General features: G+C 71.2%; 15 protein-coding genes. 5 read left to right on the top strand and 10 right to left on the bottom strand.

Annotated features, from left to right (window positions below):
- Positions 1 to 246: 246 nt before the first annotated feature.
- On the top strand, positions 247 to 1,068 hold the full coding sequence (locus ACIQE0_RS17505) for a phosphatase PAP2 family protein (RefSeq protein ID WP_402332911.1): 822 nt from the start codon (positions 247 to 249) through the stop codon (positions 1,066 to 1,068).
- Between the two features lie 155 nt (positions 1,069 to 1,223).
- Here the strand turns inward: ACIQE0_RS17505 and ACIQE0_RS17510 are convergent, their stop codons facing one another.
- The 8 genes from ACIQE0_RS17510 to ACIQE0_RS17545 form a co-directional block, all read right to left on the bottom strand.
- Entirely contained in the window at positions 1,224 to 1,934 is a 711-nt protein-coding gene (locus ACIQE0_RS17510; RefSeq protein WP_366337515.1) for a DUF4232 domain-containing protein, read from the bottom strand.
- A 152-nt stretch (positions 1,935 to 2,086) separates the two neighbouring features.
- Positions 2,087 to 2,539, bottom strand: a complete 453-nt coding sequence (locus ACIQE0_RS17515; protein WP_366337517.1) for a bifunctional DNA primase/polymerase — start codon at positions 2,537 to 2,539, stop codon at positions 2,087 to 2,089.
- A gap of 175 nt (positions 2,540 to 2,714) precedes the next feature.
- Positions 2,715 to 4,133 carry an NAD(P)/FAD-dependent oxidoreductase gene (locus ACIQE0_RS17520; protein WP_402332915.1) on the bottom strand — a complete coding sequence of 473 codons (1,419 nt, stop codon included), beginning with the start codon at positions 4,131 to 4,133 and terminating at the stop codon, positions 2,715 to 2,717.
- Between the two features lie 14 nt (positions 4,134 to 4,147).
- On the bottom strand, positions 4,148 to 5,026 hold the full coding sequence (locus ACIQE0_RS17525) for an ABC transporter permease (RefSeq protein WP_366337521.1): 879 nt from the start codon (positions 5,024 to 5,026) through the stop codon (positions 4,148 to 4,150).
- Positions 5,026 to 5,964 (bottom strand): ABC transporter permease, encoded by a 939-nt coding sequence (locus ACIQE0_RS17530; RefSeq protein WP_366337523.1) that lies wholly within the window; start codon positions 5,962 to 5,964, stop codon positions 5,026 to 5,028. The genes ACIQE0_RS17525 and ACIQE0_RS17530 overlap by 1 nt, the downstream gene beginning before the upstream one ends.
- Positions 5,961 to 7,124, bottom strand: coding sequence for an ABC transporter ATP-binding protein (locus ACIQE0_RS17535; protein ID WP_402332919.1), 1,164 nt, complete (start codon positions 7,122 to 7,124; stop codon positions 5,961 to 5,963). The genes ACIQE0_RS17530 and ACIQE0_RS17535 overlap by 4 nt, the downstream gene beginning before the upstream one ends.
- Positions 7,125 to 7,204: 80 nt before the next feature.
- Complete coding sequence (locus ACIQE0_RS17540; protein WP_366337568.1) at positions 7,205 to 8,461, bottom strand: spermidine/putrescine ABC transporter substrate-binding protein; 1,257 nt, start codon at positions 8,459 to 8,461, stop codon at positions 7,205 to 7,207.
- 113 nt (positions 8,462 to 8,574) lie between these two features.
- Positions 8,575 to 10,092: a gamma-aminobutyraldehyde dehydrogenase gene (locus tag ACIQE0_RS17545; RefSeq protein WP_402332922.1), complete on the bottom strand. Its 1,518-nt coding sequence runs from the start codon at positions 10,090 to 10,092 to the stop codon at positions 8,575 to 8,577.
- A gap of 201 nt (positions 10,093 to 10,293) precedes the next feature.
- Here ACIQE0_RS17545 and ACIQE0_RS17550 point away from each other — a divergent pair, with 201 nt between their 5' ends.
- The gene (locus ACIQE0_RS17550) at positions 10,294 to 10,917 is read left to right on the top strand and encodes an NADAR family protein (protein ID WP_402332925.1); all 624 of its coding nucleotides are present in this window, start codon (positions 10,294 to 10,296) and stop codon (positions 10,915 to 10,917) included.
- Positions 10,918 to 11,024: 107 nt separating this feature from the next.
- Entirely contained in the window at positions 11,025 to 12,047 is a 1,023-nt protein-coding gene (locus tag ACIQE0_RS17555; RefSeq protein WP_366337531.1) for an adenosine deaminase, read from the top strand.
- A gap of 210 nt (positions 12,048 to 12,257) precedes the next feature.
- Here ACIQE0_RS17555 and ACIQE0_RS17560 read toward each other — a convergent pair whose 3' ends face one another.
- Positions 12,258 to 13,439, bottom strand: a complete 1,182-nt coding sequence (locus ACIQE0_RS17560) for a spermidine/putrescine ABC transporter substrate-binding protein (RefSeq protein WP_366337533.1) — start codon at positions 13,437 to 13,439, stop codon at positions 12,258 to 12,260.
- A 133-nt stretch (positions 13,440 to 13,572) separates the two neighbouring features.
- A complete protein-coding gene (locus ACIQE0_RS17565) occupies positions 13,573 to 15,027 on the bottom strand; it encodes a gamma-aminobutyraldehyde dehydrogenase (RefSeq protein WP_402332928.1) in 1,455 nt (484 codons plus the stop codon).
- A gap of 171 nt (positions 15,028 to 15,198) precedes the next feature.
- Here ACIQE0_RS17565 and ACIQE0_RS17570 point away from each other — a divergent pair, with 171 nt between their 5' ends.
- On the top strand, positions 15,199 to 15,693 hold the full coding sequence (locus tag ACIQE0_RS17570) for an Lrp/AsnC family transcriptional regulator (RefSeq protein WP_384098693.1): 495 nt from the start codon (positions 15,199 to 15,201) through the stop codon (positions 15,691 to 15,693).
- Between the two features lie 2 nt (positions 15,694 to 15,695).
- Positions 15,696 to 17,057 (top strand): aspartate aminotransferase family protein, encoded by a 1,362-nt coding sequence (locus ACIQE0_RS17575; RefSeq protein ID WP_366337538.1) that lies wholly within the window; start codon positions 15,696 to 15,698, stop codon positions 17,055 to 17,057.
- The last annotated feature ends 104 nt before the right edge of the window (positions 17,058 to 17,161 follow it).

The following is a 17,161-nucleotide window of genomic DNA, read 5'->3' on the forward strand; positions in this document are numbered from 1 at the left end:
GGGCTCCGGGAATCCTCACCGATCGGATGTCCGCCCGCCCCAGACCCCCCGGGGCGCGCGGGACACCGGTCCATGCGGCCGCTCCGGAACCACCCCCCTGTTCCGGAGCGGCCGCACTTTTGTCATGTGACGGCGTGACCGTCGGCAGCACGAGCGTTGATGGCGTTGACCGTTGACGACGTGATCGTTGACGGTGTGAACGCTGATGGTGTGCGAGTGGGGGCGTGTGAGGCGCCTGGAGGGGTGGTGCGGGTGAGGGGGCGGTTCTTCGGGCGGCTCGGTGGCGACCGCGGCCGCGGTGGGCCGGCCGGTGCGCGGGCGTGCCGGCGGTACGGGCCGGTCGTGCTGTGCAGTGCGCTGGTCTTCGGGTGGGCCGGTTGGCAGGTGACGGTCCGCGGAGCGGTGCGCGGGTTCGACGAGCGGCTGGGCCGCGAGGTGGCGGCCGGCGGCGTTCCGGGGCCGCTCGCCCAGTTCTTCGCCGATCTCGGCAACACGGTCGTGGCGCTACCGGTGTTGGTCGCGGTGGCGGGGTGGGTGTGGTGGCGGCTGCGGCGCGGAACGGGCGACGGGCCCGGCGGTACGGACGGGCCGGGTGACGGGGTCCGGGCGTGGCTGCCGCCGGTCGCCGCGCTGGGGACGCTCGCCGCCGTGCCCGCGCTGGTCGTCCCGTTCAAGGTGTGGCTGGACCGGCCGGGGCCGCCCCGGATGGCCGGTGTGCACGAGGGGTTCTTTCCCTCGGGGCACGGCGCGACGGCGGCCGTCGCCTACGGGTTGGTGGCGCTGTTGCTGATCCGGGCGTACGCGGTCCGGCACGGGCGGCGGACGGTGCGGCGGCGGGGCACGGCCGCGGCCCCCGCCGCGCGGGTGGTCGCGGCGGGGGCCGGGCTGCTCAATGTGGGCGTCGGGCTGGGCCTGGTGCGCCAGGGGTACCACTGGCCGCTGGACGTCCTCGGCGGCTGGTGCCTGGCGGGTGTGCTGCTGCCCCTGTGGTGCGTGGTGTGCGAACGGTGGGGCATGCGGACCGGCGGCGGGGATCCGGAGCCGACGGACCGCCCTGACATGCCGTGAGGTGACGCACCGTGCCGTGAGGGGACGTGCCCTGTCGCAGTGTGACCCGGCGTCCGGGGCAGGGCGGCGCAGGTGCCGCCCCGTCAGTCCGGCCTGCGGCAACCGCCCTGGCCTGGAGGCCCGTCAGCGGCCGGCGTCCGGCATCCGGCGGCTGTTCACTGGACGTTGATCGGGTTGACGTAGGTGCCGGGGTGGGTGGCGCCGGACTGGTCCAGGATGGCGCCGCCGAAGGGCCACTGGAGCTGGAAGTGCTTCTTCTCGTTCGGCGGGGTGATCAGCACCATGCCCGGCTCGACCTTCTGGTCGTCGGCGCGGGTGCTGGGCAGCAGGGTGATGAGGAACGAGGTGTGCGCGTTCGGCTTCAGCACCACCGGCTGCGGCGTCTTCGAGGAGCGGGGCAGGTCCCAGTTGCCGTGGGAGCCCTGGATCTGGACGCCCGGGAAACCGGAGATGCGGCAGGGGGCGCCGCTGATGTTCTTCAGCCACACCGCGGCGACCTGCTGCTCGTCGCTCTTCATGTCCGGCACACCGCCGCCGTCCGAGCCCCAGCCGGCCTGGAGGCCGTCGGTGGTGCAGCGGCCGACCTCGTTGCCGCCGTTGCCGTTCCGGCCGATGTTCCCGGCGTGGGCGGTGCCGGCGGTGTCGCGCGCGGACTTGGTGGCGGCGCTGCCCGCTCCGCCGGTGGCGGCGTCGGAGCCCTGGGAGCCGGTGCTGCCCTGGGCGGCGGACTCCGCGGTGGTGGCGGATCCGGCCGGGGCGGCGTCGGTGCCCTCGGGGCCGCAGGCGGTGAGGCCGAACGCGGCGGCGGCGAGCAGACCGGCGACGGCAGCGTTGCGGCCGTGGCGGAGCATGGTGCGGTGCGACATGGTGTCCCCCTGGTAGTCAGGTGCGTGGTGCGGTGTTCCGTTCGCACACACCAATCTGCCGAGGGTCACTGTTGATCCGCTAACACCTCACTAACACCGTACGCGTCCGGACTGTTCGGCTGCCCGGAATGCTGCGGTCCGGGCCGGTTCACTCACCATTCCCGGGCGCGGGCCGCCACCGCCGCGTGCAGCGCGAGCTCCAGTGCGACGGGGTCGGTGAGCGTCCCGGTGCCGTCCGGCGGGACCAGCCAGCGCACCCCGCCGGTGGCCCGGCCGGGGTAGGGCACCACGATCCAGGTGCCGGGCCCGGCACCGCGGACCCCGGTGCCCAGCCAGCCGGCGGTGGTCCCCGGCGGGACGAGGAAGCCCGTGCGGGCGCCCCGGAAGTCGGACAGCACCGGCCCGGTGCGCTCCCGGCTCCGAGCCAGCGCCTCCAGCGCCGGACGGCCCAGCGGTCCCTCGACTATCAGGACGTCCCAGAGCCGGCCGGCCTCCAGGAGCGTCACCCCGAGCGGGTTGCGCTCCCATGCGCGGCGGCAGGCATCGGGGTCCGGTGCGGCCGACACCAGCCAGTCCACTGCGGCGTCGGCCCCCGTTGCGGTCATCGTCCCCTCCCCTTCCCGGCCCCGGGCGGGCCGTGTCACCCAGGGGAGAAGGGGGTGCCGAGTGATCCTTACACGGGTCGGCGAAAGAATTTCCGCACGTGGGCGGGTGTCCTCGCGAAAGGGGCGGGCGGCCGCGCGGACCGCCCGCCCCGAACGGGCCCAGGAGTGGCGCCGGTCAGCTGTCGAAACCCAGCCCCATCGCGTCCATGGCCTTGAGCCACAGGTTGCGCCGGCCGCCGTTCTCGTCGGCGCGGGTCATCGACCACTGGGTGATGCCGATGCCCAGCGAGCGCACCGGCTCGGGCGGGAACGGCAGCGGTTTGGTCCGCACCATCTCCAGCTCGGTCCGCTCGGTGCGCTCCCCCGCCAGCAGGTCCAGCATCACCTCCGCGCCGAAGCGGGTGGCGCCGACGCCGAGCCCGGTGAAGCCGAGCGCATAGGCCGCCCGGCCGCCGTGGGCGGTGCCGAAGAAGGCGGAGAAACGGGAGCAGGTGTCGATCGCGCCGCCCCAGGTGTGGGTGAAGCGGAGGCCCTCCAACTGCGGGAAGCAGGTGAAGAAGTGCTGCGCGAGCTTGCGGTAGGTGTCCGGGTGGTGGTCGTACTCGGCCCGGACGCCGCCGCCGTAGCGGTAGACGATGTCGTAGCCGCCCCACAGGATGCGGTGGTCGGCGGTGATGCGGAAGTAGTGGAAGTGGTTGGCGCTGTCGCTGAGGCCGGGACGGTTCTTCCAGCCGATGGCGGCGAGCTGCTCCTGGGTGAGCGGCTCGGTCATCAGGGCGTAGTCGTAGACCGGCGCGATGTACGGGCGGAGCCGTTTGACCGGCGAGGGGAAGGCGTTGGTGGCCAGCGCCGTGTGCTGGGCGAAGACCCGGCCGTAGGGGGTGCGGACCGCGACGCCCGGGCCGCGCGAGGAGAGGTGGGTGCCGGGCGTGTGCTCGTAGATGCGCACGCCCAGGGACAGCGCGGCCCGCTTCAGGCCCCAGGCGAGCTTGGCCGGGTGCACCATGGCGACGCCGGTGCGGTCCCACAGGCCGGCCAGGAAGGTGGGCGAGTCGACCTCGGCGCGCACCGCGTCCCGGTCGAGGAACTCCTGTCCGGCCAGGCCCAGTTGTGCGGCCTGATCGGCCAGTTCGCGGAGTTCGGCGACCTGGTGCGGGGCGGTGGCCACGTCGATCTCACCGGTGCGCTCGAAGTCGCAGTCGATGCCGTGGCGGGCGACGGCGTCCTCGATGGCGTCGAGGTTGCGGGCGCCCAGCTCCTCCAGCGTGGCCAGTTCGCCGGGCCAGCGGGCCAGTCCGTTGCCCAGGCCGTGGGTGAGGGAGGCGGCGCAGAAGCCGCCGTTGCGGCCGGAGGCGGCCCAGCCGACCTCCTGGCCCTCGATGAGGACGACATCGCGTTGTGGGTCGCGCTCCTTGGCGATCAGCGCGGTCCACAGTCCGCAGTAGCCGCCGCCGACCACCAGCAGATCGCAGTGCTCGTCGCCGACGAGGGCGGGTTCGGCGGCCGGCCGGGCCGGGTCCGCAAGCCAGAACGGCGTGCGGGCGGCGTCGGCCAGCGCGTGGACGGGGGACTTCGACATGGCAGCTCGTGCCATGGTTCTCAGCTCCTCTAGCTGCGTTTGCTGCGTTTGCGTCGGTTCCCGGCCAGTTGGCCGGCGAGCACGCAGACGACGGCGATCAGGAACATCGCCGTACCGATGACATTGATTTGAACGGGTGTGCCCCGCTGTGCGGATCCCCAGACGAACATGGGAAAGGTCACGGTGGAGCCGGCGTTGAAGTTGGTGATGATGAAGTCGTCGAAGGAGAGCGCGAAGGAGAGCAGGGCGCCGGCCGCGATGCCGGGCGCGGCGATCGGCAGCGTCACCCGCAGGAAGGTCTGCACGGGGGTGGCGTAGAGGTCCTGGGCGGCCTGTTCCAGCCGCGGGTCCATGCTCATCACGCGGGCCTTGACGGCGGTGACGACGAAGCTCAGGCAGAACATGATGTGCGCGATGAGGATCGTCCAGAAGCCGAACTGGATGCCCATGTTGAGGAAGAGGGTGGCCAGCGAGGCGGCCATGACGACCTCGGGCATCGCCATCGGCAGGAAGATCAGGGTGCTGACGGCGGCCCGGGTCCGGAAGCGGTAGCGGGCCAGCGCGAACGCGATCATGGTGCCGAGGGCGGTCGCGCCGACGGTGGCCCAGAGGGCTATCTCCAGGCTCAGCCCGAGCGAGCCGCACAGGCCGGCGACACCGCACGGGTCGGTCCAGGCGTCGGTGGAGAACCGCGTCCACTGGTAGTTGAAGCGGCCGTTGGGCTTGTTGAAGGAGAAGACCATCACCACGACGTTGGGCAGGATCAGGTAGGCCAGTGTGGCCAGTCCCGCCAGGGTGACGAGGTTGCGGCGCAGCCAGCGCAGGCCCGGGCCGGAGCCGCGCCGGGGCGGCGGGGCGGCGGACGGGGTCGCGGGGGCGTGCTGCGCGGTGGTGTCGGTGGCCGCCATCAGACCAGGTCCTCCGTCCCGGACTTGCGGATGTAGAACGTGACCATGGCGAGGATGGCCGCCATGAGGATGAAGGAGAGCGCGGCGGCGGTCGGGTAGTCCAGGACCCGCAGGAACTGCGACTGGATGACGTTGCCGATCATCTTCTGGTCGGTGGAGCCCAGCAGTTCGGCGTTGATGTAGTCGCCGGCGGCCGGGATGAAGGTCAGCAGGGTGCCGGCGACGACACCGGGCATGGACAGCGGGAAGGTGACCCGGCGGAAGGTGGTGACCGGGCGGGCGTAGAGGTCGCCGGCGGCCTCGTGCAGCCGCGGGTCGATCCGCTCCAGCGAGGTGTACAGCGGCAGGACCATGAACGGCAGGAAGTTGTAGGTCAGACCGCAGACCACGGCCAGCGGGGTGGCCAGCACCCGGTGTCCTTCGGTGAGGCCCAGGGCGTTGGTGACGTCCAGGACGTGCAGCGCGTTGAGCGCGCCGACCACCGGGCCGCCGTCGGCCAGGATCGTCTTCCAGGCCAGCGTCCGGATCAGGAAGCTGGTGAAGAACGGGGCGATGACCAGGATCATCACGACGTTCCGCCAGCGGCCCGCCTTGAAGGCGATCAGATACGCCAGCGGGTAGCCCAGCAGCAGGCAGAGCGCGGTGGCGACCGCCGCGTAGCCGACCGAGCGCACGAACTGCGGCCAGTATTCAGCCAGCGCGTCCCAGTAGGTGACGAAGTGCCAGGTGAGCTTGAAGCCCTCTTCGAGGGAGCCGGTCTGGAGCGAGGTCGACGCCTGGTAGACCAGCGGGGCGGCGAAGAAGACCAGCAGCCAGAGGATGCCGGGCAGCAGCAGCCAGTAGGGGACCAGCCGCTTGCGGACCGGGGACTTCCGTAGCGGCGGCGCCTCGTCCCCGTCCTGCTCCTGCGGTGGCGCGGGGGCGGCGGTGGCGGTCATGCGGCCTCCTCGTCGAGGTCCGCGCCGGCGTCGATGTCCTGGTCGGCATCGAGTCCGAAGGTGTGGTCCGGATTCCAGTGCAGGACGACGTCGGCGCCGGGGACCAGGCGGCCATCCCGCTCGATGTTCTGCTCGTAGACGGCCAGTTCGCCGACTCCGGGGACGTCGACGACGTACTGGGTGGAGACGCCGATGAAGCTGGCGTCCCTGACCCGGCCGGTCAGCCGGTTGTGGCCCTCAGGGACCGAGCCGGCGGCGTCGGAGTGCGCCAGCGCGACCTTCTCGGGGCGGATGCCGGCCAGCACCTTCCCGCCCGCGCGGGCCGGGGTGCCGCACCGGCGCGCGGGCAGGTGGAGGGTGGCGCCGCCGGCCTTGAGGACGAGTTCCGCGCCGCCGGCCTCGGCGACCTCGGCCGCGATGAGGTTGGAGGTGCCCAGGAAGTTGGCGACGAAGGTGGTGGCGGGGTTCTCGTACAACTCCGCGGGGGCGCCGAGCTGTTCGACCCGGCCGCCGTTCATCACGGCCACGGTGTCGGCCATCGTCATGGCCTCCTCCTGGTCGTGGGTGACGTGCACGAAGGTGATGCCGACCTCGGTCTGGATGCGCTTGAGCTCCAGCTGCATCTGGCGGCGCAGCTTGAGGTCCAGGGCGCCCAGCGGCTCGTCCAGCAGCAGCACCTCCGGGTGGTTGATCAGCGCGCGGGCGACCGCGACCCGCTGCTGCTGGCCGCCGGAGAGCTGCTGCGGCTTGCGCCGCGCCATCGGGCCGAGCTGGACCAGGTCGAGCATCTCCTCGACCTGCTTCTTGACGGACTTGATGCCGCGGCGGCGCAGTCCGAAGGCGACGTTCTCGTAGATGTCCAGATGCGGGAAGAGCGCGTAGTTCTGGAAGACGGTGTTGACCTGGCGCTTGTAGGGCGGCAGGGCGGTGACGTCCTGGCCGGAGAGTTCGACGGTCCCGGTGGTGGGCTCCTCCAGGCCGGCGATCATGCGCAGGGTGGTGGTCTTGCCGCAGCCGGAGGCACCCAGCAGCGCGAAGAACGACCCGGCGGGGATGGTGAGGTCGAGCGGATGGACGGCGGTGAAGGAACCGTAGGTCTTGCTGATCCGGTGCAGGCGGACGTCGCCGCCGCTGCTCTGCGGGGTCGCGGTACTGGTCATGTGGGTCGTCCCGTGGGTCGTAAGGGGGAAGTGCGGCCCGGCCGGCCCCGGCGTGCGGGCCGGGCGCCGAAGGGGCCGGCTCAGGCGCCGGTGAGATCGGCGAACTTCTGGTTGAACACCCTGTTCTCCGCAGGGGTCAGCGCACGGAAGGAGTGGGACCGGGCGGTCATCTCCTCGTCCGGCAGGATCAGCGGGTTCGCCGCCAACGTGCGGTCGATCCTGGCGAGTTCGGCGCGCACCCCGTCGACGGGGCAGGCGTAGTTGACGTACGCGGCGAGCCGGGCCGCCACCTTCGGCTCGTAGAAGTAGTCGATGAGCCGTTCCGCGTTGCCCTTGTGGCGGGCCTTGCTGGGCACCATCAGGTTGTCGGTCGACGTCATGTAGCCGGCTTTGGGGACGGCGTAGCGGATGTCGGGGTTGTCGCTCTGGAGTTGGACGACGTCGCCGGCCCAGGCGACGCACGCGGCGAGGTCGCCCTTGACGAGGTCGGTGGTGTAGTCGTTGCCGGTGAAGCGGCGGATCTGCCGGGTGTCGACGCCCTTCTGGAGCCGGGCGAGGGCGGCGTCGAAGTCGTCGGCGGTGACGTCCTCGGGCCGTCTGCCCATGTCGAGCAGGGTCAGCCCGACGGTGTCGCGCATCTCGGAGAGGAAGCCGACCCGCCCCTTGAGGCGGGGGTCCTCCAGGAGCTGGCCGATCGAGTCGACGGTCCGGCCGCCGGTGGCCCGGACGTTGTACGCGATGAGCGCGGGGATGCTCTGCCAGACGTAGGAGTGCCTGCGGCCCGGGTCCCAGGTGGGGTTGCGGAACTGGGCGGCGAGGTGGGCGCGGGCGTGCGGCAGCCGGTCCGCGTCGAGCGGCTGGATCCAGCCGAGCGAGATCATCCGGGCGCACATCCAGTCGGTGAGCACGATCAGGTCGCGGCCGGTGTCCTGCCCGTTGGTGAGCTGCCCCTGGATCTTGCCGAAGAACTCGTCGTTGTCGTTGATGTCCTCGGTGTACGAGACGGTGATGCCGGTGCGCCGCTGGAAGGCGTCCAGCGTCGGGTGGCGTCTGCCGTCGTCGCTGGTGTCCATGTACTGCGTCCAGTTGGAGAAGTGCAGGCGCCGCTCCGCCGCGGAGTGGTCCGCGGTCAGCGCGGCGTCGGTGCGCCCGGCCGGGGCGATCCCGCAGGCCGACAGCGCGGCGGTGCCCCCGGCCGCGGCGGCCAGGGCGCCGCCGGCGCGCAGCAGCGAGCGGCGGGTCATCGCGAGCCGGCCGCCGGTCAGGCTGCGGCGCAGGGCGGTGAGCTCGGCCGTGGAGAGGGGCGCCGGCGGTGCGGGCTGCTCGTGGTGCTCCATGGGCATGGCCTTTCCAGGGGGAGTGCCCGGCGTGCGGCCGGTGGTGGCGGTGGGGCGCGGCCCCGGCCGCGGGCGGTGGGGCGCCCCGCCGCGGGGCGCCCCGGGAGCGCGGGTCAGGCACGGTCCCCGAAGATCGTCCGGTGCCAGTCCTTCCTGGCCACCCCGGTGTTGTCGTACATCACGTGCTTGACCTGCGTGTACTCCTCGAAGGAGTACGCCGACATGTCCTTGCCGAAGCCGGACGCCTTGGCGCCGCCGTGCGGCATCTCGCTGAGGATCGGGATGTGGTCGTTGACCCAGACGCAGCCGGCGTTGATCTCGCGGGTGGCCCGGCCGGTGCGGTAGACGTCCCGGCTCCAGGCGGAGGCGGCCAGCCCGTAGGGGGTGTCGTTGGCGAGCGCCAGGCCCTCGTCGTCGCTGTCGAAGGGCAGCACGACCAGCACCGGGCCGAAGATCTCGGACTGGACGACCTCGCTGTCCTGCGCGGCCCCGGTGATCAGCGTGGGCAGGTAGTACGCGCCCTTGGCCAGCTGGCCCTGGGGGGCCGCGCCGCCGGTGACGACGGTGGCGTAGCCGCGGGCCCGCTCGACGAAGGCGGCCACCCGGTCCCGCTGGGCGTGCGAGATCAGCGGTCCGAGGTCGGTGGACGGGCCGAACGGGTCGCCCAGCCGCACGGTCGCCATCAGGTCGGCCACGCCGCTGACGAACGCGTCGTAGAGCGGCCGTTGGACGTAGGCGCGGGTGGCGGCGGTGCAGTCCTGGCCGGTGTTGATGAGGGCGCCGGCGACCGCGCCGTGGACGGCGGCCTCCAGATCGGCGTCGTCGAAGACCACGAACGGGGCCTTGCCGCCGAGTTCGAGGTGGATCCGCTTGACGGTCCCGGTGGCGAGCTCGGCGACCCGCTTGCCGACGGCGGTGGAACCGGTGAAGGAGGTCATGGCGACGTCGGGGTGGCCGACCAGGCGCTCACCGGCGTCCCGGCCGGCGCCGGAGACGATGTTGAGCACGCCGTCGGGCAGCCCGGCGCGCTGTGCGGCCCGTGCGAAGAGCAGTGAGGTCAGCGGGGTGATCTCGGCGGGCTTGAGGACGATGGTGTTGCCCGCGGCGATGGCCGGCAGCACCTTCCAGGCGGCCATCTGGAGCGGATAGTTCCAGGGCGCGATGGAGCCGACCACGCCGATCGGTTCCCGGCGGATCACCGAGGTGTGGTCGCCGCTGTATTCGCCGGCCGCCTTGCCCTCCAGATGGCGGGCGGCGCCGGCGAAGAACGCGGCGTTGTCGATGGTGCCCGGCACGTCGAACTCCGTGCTGAGCTTGATCGGCTTTCCGCAGTTCAGGGATTCGGCGGCGGCCAGCTCCGCGGCGTCCTCGGCGAGCGCCGCCGCGAAGCGGTGCAGGGTGTCGGACCGCTCGCCGGGGGTGGCCCGCGCCCAGCCGGGAAAGGCCCGCGCGGCGGCCGCCACCGCGGTGTCCACATCGGCGGTGCCGGCGAGTTCGTACCGCAGGACGGTCTCGCCGGTGGCCGGGTCGACGACGTCCTGGGTGCGGCCGGATGTGCCGTTCTGCAGGCTCCCGGCGATGAATTGCGCCCCCTCGGCGAATCGCTCGGTCGCATCGAATCGCTGGTCCATGGTGCTCTCCTCCGCCGGCGCCGGGGCCGCTCAGCGGCACTGCCAGGCGTAGCTCTTTCCGGAATCGATGGCCGATCCTGACAGAGCAGCAGTCGACCAACAAGTGATTCCGTTGTTGCCTTTTGGTTACGCGACGAATTCTGCGAATTCCGTAGCGAAAAACCCCGACACGTTGTCAGTGCCCACTGACAGAATCCCGGCATGATGCACAACGGCCCGGGGACGGCTCCGGGAATCACCGCCGGGCCCGCCGCGGACGGACCGCGCTCGGTCGAGGAGTTGACCGCGCTGACCGCCTCCGGCCGGCGCCTGGAGTACGTCCATTTCTGGGGCCATCGCCCGCCCCGCGGCGGCGGTATCGGCGCGAGCTGCTTCAGCCAGTGGTGGCCGGCCCCCTTCACCGTCGACGGCGTCCGGTACGCCACCGCCGAGCACTGGATGATGGCCGGCAAGGCCCGGCTGTTCGACGACGCGGCCGCGGAGCGGCGGGCGCTCGCCGCGGTGCACCCCCAGCAGGCCAAGGACGCCGGGCGGACGGTCCGCGGCTTCGACGAGGAGGTCTGGCGGCGGCACCGCTTCGCCCTGGTCGTCGAGGGCAGCCGGCACAAGTTCGGCCGGCACCCGCAGCTGCGCGCGTTCCTGCTGGGCACCGGCTCCCGCGTCCTGGTGGAGGCCAGCCCGCTGGACCGGATATGGGGCATCGGGCTGGCCGCCGACGACGACCGCGCCGCCGACCCGTCCCGCTGGCGCGGGCTGAATCTCCTGGGCTTCGCCCTCATGGCGGCCCGGCAGCAGCTGGCCGGCACCGGCGCCGACCCCGGCTGACCGCCCGGCCCCGCACCCCGCCTCCGGGCGGCCCCGGGGCCGCCCCGCCCCCGTCCTACGATGGCCGGACCGCCCCGACCGTCCCGCGCACCTCACCAGGAGGAACGTTGTCCGACCTCGACGCCTTCATCGCCGGCCTGCCCAAGGCCGAGCTGCACGTCCACCACGTCGGCTCGGCCTCCCCGCGGATCGTCGCCGAGCTGGCCGCCCGGTATCCGGACTCCGCCGTGCCCCGCGACCCCGAGGCGCTCGCCGACTACTTCACCTTCCGCGACTTCGCCCACTTCATCGACGTCTACCTCTCCGTCGTGGACCTGATCCGCGACGCCGAGGACATCCGCCTGCTGACGTACGAGATCGCCCGCGACATGGCCCGCCAGCAGATCCGCTACGCCGAGCTGACCCTCACGCCCTTCAGCTCGACCCGCCGCGGCATCCCCGACGTCGCCTACGTCGAGGCCATCGAGGACGCCCGGAAGGCGGCCGAGTCGGAGCTGGGCGTGGTGCTGCGCTGGTGCTTCGACATCCCCGGTGAAGCGGGGCTGGAGTCCGCCGAGGAGACCACCCGGATCGCCTGCGCGCTGCAGCCCGAGGGCCTGGTCTCGTTCGGCCTCGGCGGCCCCGAGATCGGCGTCCCCCGGCCCCAGTTCAAGCCGTACTTCGACCGGGCCCTGGCCATCGGGCTGCACTCCGTCCCGCACGCCGGCGAGACCACCGGCCCCGGCACCGTCTGGGACGCCCTGACCGCGCTGCGCGCCGAGCGGATCGGCCACGGCACCAGCGCCGTCCAGGACCCCGCGCTGCTGGCCCATCTCGCCGAGCACCGCATCCCGTTGGAGGTCTGCCCGACGTCCAACGTCGCCACCCGGGCGGTGCCCACCCTGGCCGAGCACCCGCTGAAGCAGATGGTCGACGCCGGCGTCCTGGTCACCATCAACAGCGACGACCCCCCGATGTTCGGCACCGATCTGAACACCGAATACGCCATCGCCGCCCGCCTGTTGGAGCTGGACACCACCGGCCTCGCCGCCCTCGCCAAGAACGCGGTCACCGCCTCGTTCATGGACGACGCCGCCAAGGCCCGCCTGTCGGCCGAGATCGACGCCTACGCGGCGGGGTGGCGCGGCTGACCGCCCGGCCGGCGCCGCGTACGGCCGCCCGCCCGCCCGGCGGCCGCACCGGCGGAACGGCCGTGGCGCATCGGCCCGTTACGCCGTGACCAGCCGCCGCGCCACACCGTGCGCCACCGACCGTGGCGGCCGCCGCCGCGGCGATGCCGCGCACCACGCCGCCCGGGGGTGGTGCGCCGCAGCCGCAGTCCCCGCCGTCGCCCGCGGCGGCTACAACCCCACGATCCCGTTCCACCGCTTGGCGAACTCGGTCCGCTCCTTGGGCGTGATGTCCCGCGCGATGGCCAGCCGCTTGCGCAGCTCCGCGTCGGGGAAGATCAGCGGGTCCGCCGCGAGTTGCGCCCGCTCCTTGTCCTTGGACGAGGCGAGCACCTCGCGCGCGGCCGGCACCGGGCAGACGTAGTTGACCCAGGCGGCGAGTTCGGCCGCGACCTCCGGCTGGTAGTAGTAGTCGATCAGCCGCTCGGCGTTCCGCTTGTGGGCCGCGAGGTTGGGGATCATCATGCTCTCCGCCCACAGCTCGGCGCCCTCTTCGGGGACCACGAACGCGATGTCCGGGTTGTCCGCCTGGAGTTGGATGACGTCGCCGGAGTACGCCTGCGCGGCGAGCACATCGCCGGAGTCCAGGTCCTTGATGTAGTCGTTGCCGGTGAACCGGCGGATGTGGCCCTTGCGGACCAGGCCGCCCACCTGGTCGATCATGCGGTGGAAGTCGTCGGCGGTCCAGCGGGTGATGTCGGCCCCGTTGCCCTGGAGCAGCATGGCGAACGCCTCGTCGAGCCCGGACAGCAGGGTGACCCGGCCGCGCAGGTCGTCCTTCCACAGGTCGGAGGTGTGCTTGATCTCCCGGCCGAGCTTCCTGCGGTTGTAGGCGATGCCGGTGATGCCGGACTGCCAGGGCACCGAGTGCATCCGACCGGGGTCGAAGTGCGGGGTGCGCAGCAGCGGATCGAGGTACCGGGCGACGTTCGGCTGGGCGGTGCGGTCCATCGTCTCGACCCAGCCCAGCCGGACGTACCGGGCGCACATCCAGTCACTGATGACGACGAGATCGCGCCCGGTGGGCTGGTGGTTCATCAGCGCGGGACTGATCTTCCCGAAGAACTCGTCGTTGTCGTTGATCTCCTCGGTGTACGTCACGGAGATCCCGGTGCGCTTCTGGAACGCGTCCAGCGTGGGGCGGCGCTGCTTGTCGTGGTCGTCGACGTCGATGTAGAGCGGCCAGTTGGCGAAGACCAGGGTGCGGTCGCGGGCGGAGCGGTCGGGGGCCTCGCGCTCGGCGGCCCTGACGTAGGCCGGCGGCACCCCGCATCCCGTCAGGGCGGCCAGCGCCCCGGTCACGCCGATTCCGCCCATGCCCCGAAGCAGCGAACGCCGCGAAAGATCAACCATGGCGAGCACTCTCACGTGCCGCGGGCGGAGGCGGCAAGAGACAGAGCGTCCACTGCCGGGCCTCCGCCCGCGACGGTGTGTCGAGCGTTCCGTGCCGCTCGACGGTGGGAATCCCCTTGCAGGGCCGGCCGGTTCAGCCGTCCAGCGAGGTCATCACGTGCTTGATCCGGGTGTAGTCGTCGAAGCCGTAGGCGGACAGGTCCTTGCCGTAGCCGGACTTCTTGAAGCCGCCGTGCGGCATCTCGGCGACCAGCGGGATGTGGGTGTTGATCCACACGCAGCCGAAGTCGAGGACCTTGGACATCCGCATCGCACGGGCGTGGTCCTTGGTCCACACCGAGGACGCCAGGGCGTACTCGACGCCGTTGGCCCACTCCACCGCCTGCTTCTCGTCGGCGAAGGACTGGACGGTGATGACCGGGCCGAAGACCTCGTGCTGGACGATCTCGTCGTCCTGCTTCAGGCCCGAGACGACGGTCGGGGCGAAGAAGTAGCCCTTGTCGCCGACCTGTTCGCCGCCGGCCTCGATCTTGGCGTGCGCGGGCAGCCGCTCGATGAAGCCCTTGACCTGCGCCAGCTGGCCCGCGTTGTTCAGCGGGCCGTAGAGCACGTCCTCGTCGTCGACCGCACCGGTCTTGGTCTCCGCCGCGGCCTTGGCGAGCGCGGCGACGAACTCGTCGTGGATGGACTCCTGGACGAGCACCCGGGTGGCGGCCGTGCAGTCCTGGCCGGCGTTGAAGTAACCGGCCGTGGCGATGTCCTCGACGGCCTTGGGGATGTCGGTGTCCTCGAAGACCACGACCGGCGCCTTGCCGCCGAGCTCCAGGTGGACCCGCTTGAGGTCCTTGGAAGCGGACTCGGCCACCTGCATGCCGGCGCGCACCGAGCCGGTGATCGACGCCATCGCCGGGACCTTGTGCTCGACCATCAGGCGGCCGGTCTCCCGGTCGCCGCAGACGACGTTGAACACGCCGCGGGGGTGGCCGAGTTCGTCCAGGACGCTGCCGATGATGTCGGCGATCAGCACCGTCGAGGCGGGGGTGGTGTCGGACGGCTTGAGGACCACGGTGTTGCCCGCGGCGAGCGCCGGGGCGAACTTCCACACGGCCATCATCATCGGGTAGTTCCACGGCGCGACCTGGGCGCAGACGCCCACCGGCTCCCGGCGGATGATCGAGGTGAAGCCGTCCATGTACTCGCCGGCCGAGCGGCCCTCCAGCATCCGAGCGGCACCCGCGAAGAAGCGGATCTGGTCCACCATCGGCGGGATCTCCTCGGAACGGACCAGGGCGATCGGCTTGCCGCAGTTCTCGGACTCGGCGGCGATCAGCTCCTCGGCGCGCTCCTCGAAGCGGTCGGCGACCTTGAGCAGGACCTTCTGGCGCTCGGCGGGGATCAGGTCGCGCCAGGCGGGGAACGCGGCCTCGGCGGCCGCCATGGCGGCGTCCACGTCCGCGGAGCCGGAGAGCGGGGCCGTGGCGTACGCCTCGCCCGTCGCCGGGTTGACCACCTCCGTGGTCCGCCCGTCGGCGGCGTCCCGGAACTCCCCGTCGATGTAGTTGCGCAGACGACGCAGTGCGGTGGTCACTGTGCGCCCCCTTCAATGTCAGATGTCCGGTGGTTGTGATCCCAGACTATCCGCGGTTACCACGTTTTCAACACACCCACACCCTTCGAACAACGGAATCAGTTAAATAGACGTCGTGAGACAACTGATTTCATTGATTCAGGGTTGCCATACCGTCGAACCTCGTGCACAGTGAGGGACGTGGCGTCTCCTCGTAACAGTCATGACAGAACCGGCACTCCGTCGATCGACTCCGTCTCCCTGGCGATCATCGAGCAGCTCCAGGAGGATGGGCGCCGTCCGTACGCCGCGATCGGCAAGGCCGTCGGCCTGTCCGAGGCGGCGGTACGCCAACGCGTACAGAAGCTGCTCGACCAAGGCGTGATGCAGATCGTCGCGGTCACCGATCCCCTCACGGTCGGTTTCCGACGGCAGGCAATGGTCGGCATCAACGTCGAGGGTGACCTCGATCCCGTGGCCGACGCCCTGACGACCATGGAAGAAGTCGAGTACGTCGTCATGACGGCAGGTTCCTTCGATCTCATCATCGAGATCGTCTGCGAGGACGACGACCACCTTCTCGAAGTGATCAACAAACGGATCCGCACGCTTCCCGGCGTCCGATCCACCGAGAGCTTCGTGTACCTCAAGCTCCGGAAGCAGACCTACACCTGGGGAACGAGATAGCAATGAGCGCCGACCTCTCCAAGACGGCGTACGACCACCTGTGGATGCACTTCACCCGCATGTCGTCGTACGAGAACGCCCCCGTGCCCACGATCGTGCGCGGTGAGGGCACCAACATCTACGACGACAAGGGCAAGCGCTACATCGACGGCCTCGCCGGCCTCTTCGTGGTCAACGCCGGCCACGGCCGGACCGAGCTCGCCGAGGCCGCCTCCAAGCAGGCCCAGGAGCTGGCCTTCTTCCCGGTGTGGTCCTACGCGCACCCCAAGGCCGTGGAGCTGGCCGAGCGCCTGGCGCACTACGCCCCGGGCGACCTCAACAAGGTCTTCTTCACCACCGGCGGCGGTGAGGCCGTCGAGACCGCCTGGAAGCTCGCCAAGCAGTACTTCAAGCTCACCGGCAAGCCGATGAAGCACAAGGTCATATCCCGCGCGGTCGCCTACCACGGCACCCCGCAGGGCGCCCTGTCGATCACCGGTCTGCCGGGCCTGAAGGCCCCCTTCGAGCCGCTGGTCCCCGGCGCGCACAAGGTGCCGAACACCAACATCTACCGCGCCCCGATCCACGGCGACGACCCCGAGGCGTTCGGCCGCTGGGCCGCCGACCAGATCGAGCAGCAGATCCTCTTCGAGGGCCCGGAGACCGTCGCCGCGGTCTTCCTGGAGCCGGTGCAGAACGCCGGCGGCTGCTTCCCGCCGCCCCCCGGCTACTTCCAGCGGGTCCGCGAGATCTGCGACCAGTACGACGTGCTGCTCGTCTCCGACGAGGTCATCTGCGCCTTCGGCCGCCTCGGCACGATGTTCGCCTGCGACAAGTTCGACTACGTCCCGGACATGATCACCTGCGCCAAGGGCATGACCTCGGGCTACTCCCCGATCGGCGCCTGCATCATCTCCGACCGCCTCGCCGAGCCGTTCTACAAGGGCGACAACACCTTCCTGCACGGCTACACCTTCGGCGGCCACCCGGTCTCCTCGGCCGTGGCGCTGTCGAACTTCGACATCTTCGAGCGCGAGGGCCTCAACCAGCACGTCCTCGACAACGAGGGCAACTTCCTGCGCACCCTCCAGAAGCTGCACGACCTGCCGATCGTCGGCGACGTCCGCGGCAACGGCTTCTTCTACGGCATCGAACTGGTCAAGGACAAGACCACCAAGGAGTCCTTCAACGAGGAGGAGACCGAGCGCGTCCTCTACGGCTTCCTCTCCAAGGCGCTCTACGACAACGGCCTCTACTGCCGGGCCGACGACCGCGGCGACCCGGTCATCCAGCTGGCCCCGCCGCTGATCGCCGACCAGCCGGTCTTCGACGAGATCGAGCAGATCCTGCGCTCCGTCCTCACCGAGGCGTGGACCAAGCTCTGATCATCGCGCCACCTCCTGGTGCACCGACGGACAACTGAACATCCAGCGGCCCGGATTCGCTCGCCCCACCCATGCGAGTGAATCTGGGCCGCTGTGGCTGCCGA

This window comes from Streptomyces sp. NPDC093097, from assembly GCF_044754325.1.
Taxonomy (GTDB): domain Bacteria; phylum Actinomycetota; class Actinomycetes; order Streptomycetales; family Streptomycetaceae; genus Streptomyces.

Coding starts and splice junctions, on each gene's coding strand:
- ACIQE0_RS17510 (WP_366337515.1), bottom strand. CDS start 1,934: ATGTCGCACCGCACCATGCTCCGCCACGGCCGCAACGCTGCCGTCGCC.
- ACIQE0_RS17515 (WP_366337517.1), bottom strand. CDS start 2,539: ATGACCGCAACGGGGGCCGACGCCGCAGTGGACTGGCTGGTGTCGGCC.
- ACIQE0_RS17520 (WP_402332915.1), bottom strand. CDS start 4,133: ATGGCACGAGCTGCCATGTCGAAGTCCCCCGTCCACGCGCTGGCCGAC.
- ACIQE0_RS17525 (WP_366337521.1), bottom strand. CDS start 5,026: ATGGCGGCCACCGACACCACCGCGCAGCACGCCCCCGCGACCCCGTCC.
- ACIQE0_RS17530 (WP_366337523.1), bottom strand. CDS start 5,964: ATGACCGCCACCGCCGCCCCCGCGCCACCGCAGGAGCAGGACGGGGAC.
- ACIQE0_RS17535 (WP_402332919.1), bottom strand. CDS start 7,124: ATGACCAGTACCGCGACCCCGCAGAGCAGCGGCGGCGACGTCCGCCTG.
- ACIQE0_RS17540 (WP_366337568.1), bottom strand. CDS start 8,461: ATGGAGCACCACGAGCAGCCCGCACCGCCGGCGCCCCTCTCCACGGCC.
- ACIQE0_RS17545 (WP_402332922.1), bottom strand. CDS start 10,092: ATGGACCAGCGATTCGATGCGACCGAGCGATTCGCCGAGGGGGCGCAA.
- ACIQE0_RS17550 (WP_402332925.1), top strand. CDS start 10,294: ATGATGCACAACGGCCCGGGGACGGCTCCGGGAATCACCGCCGGGCCC.
- ACIQE0_RS17560 (WP_366337533.1), bottom strand. CDS start 13,439: ATGGTTGATCTTTCGCGGCGTTCGCTGCTTCGGGGCATGGGCGGAATC.
- ACIQE0_RS17575 (WP_366337538.1), top strand. CDS start 15,696: ATGAGCGCCGACCTCTCCAAGACGGCGTACGACCACCTGTGGATGCAC.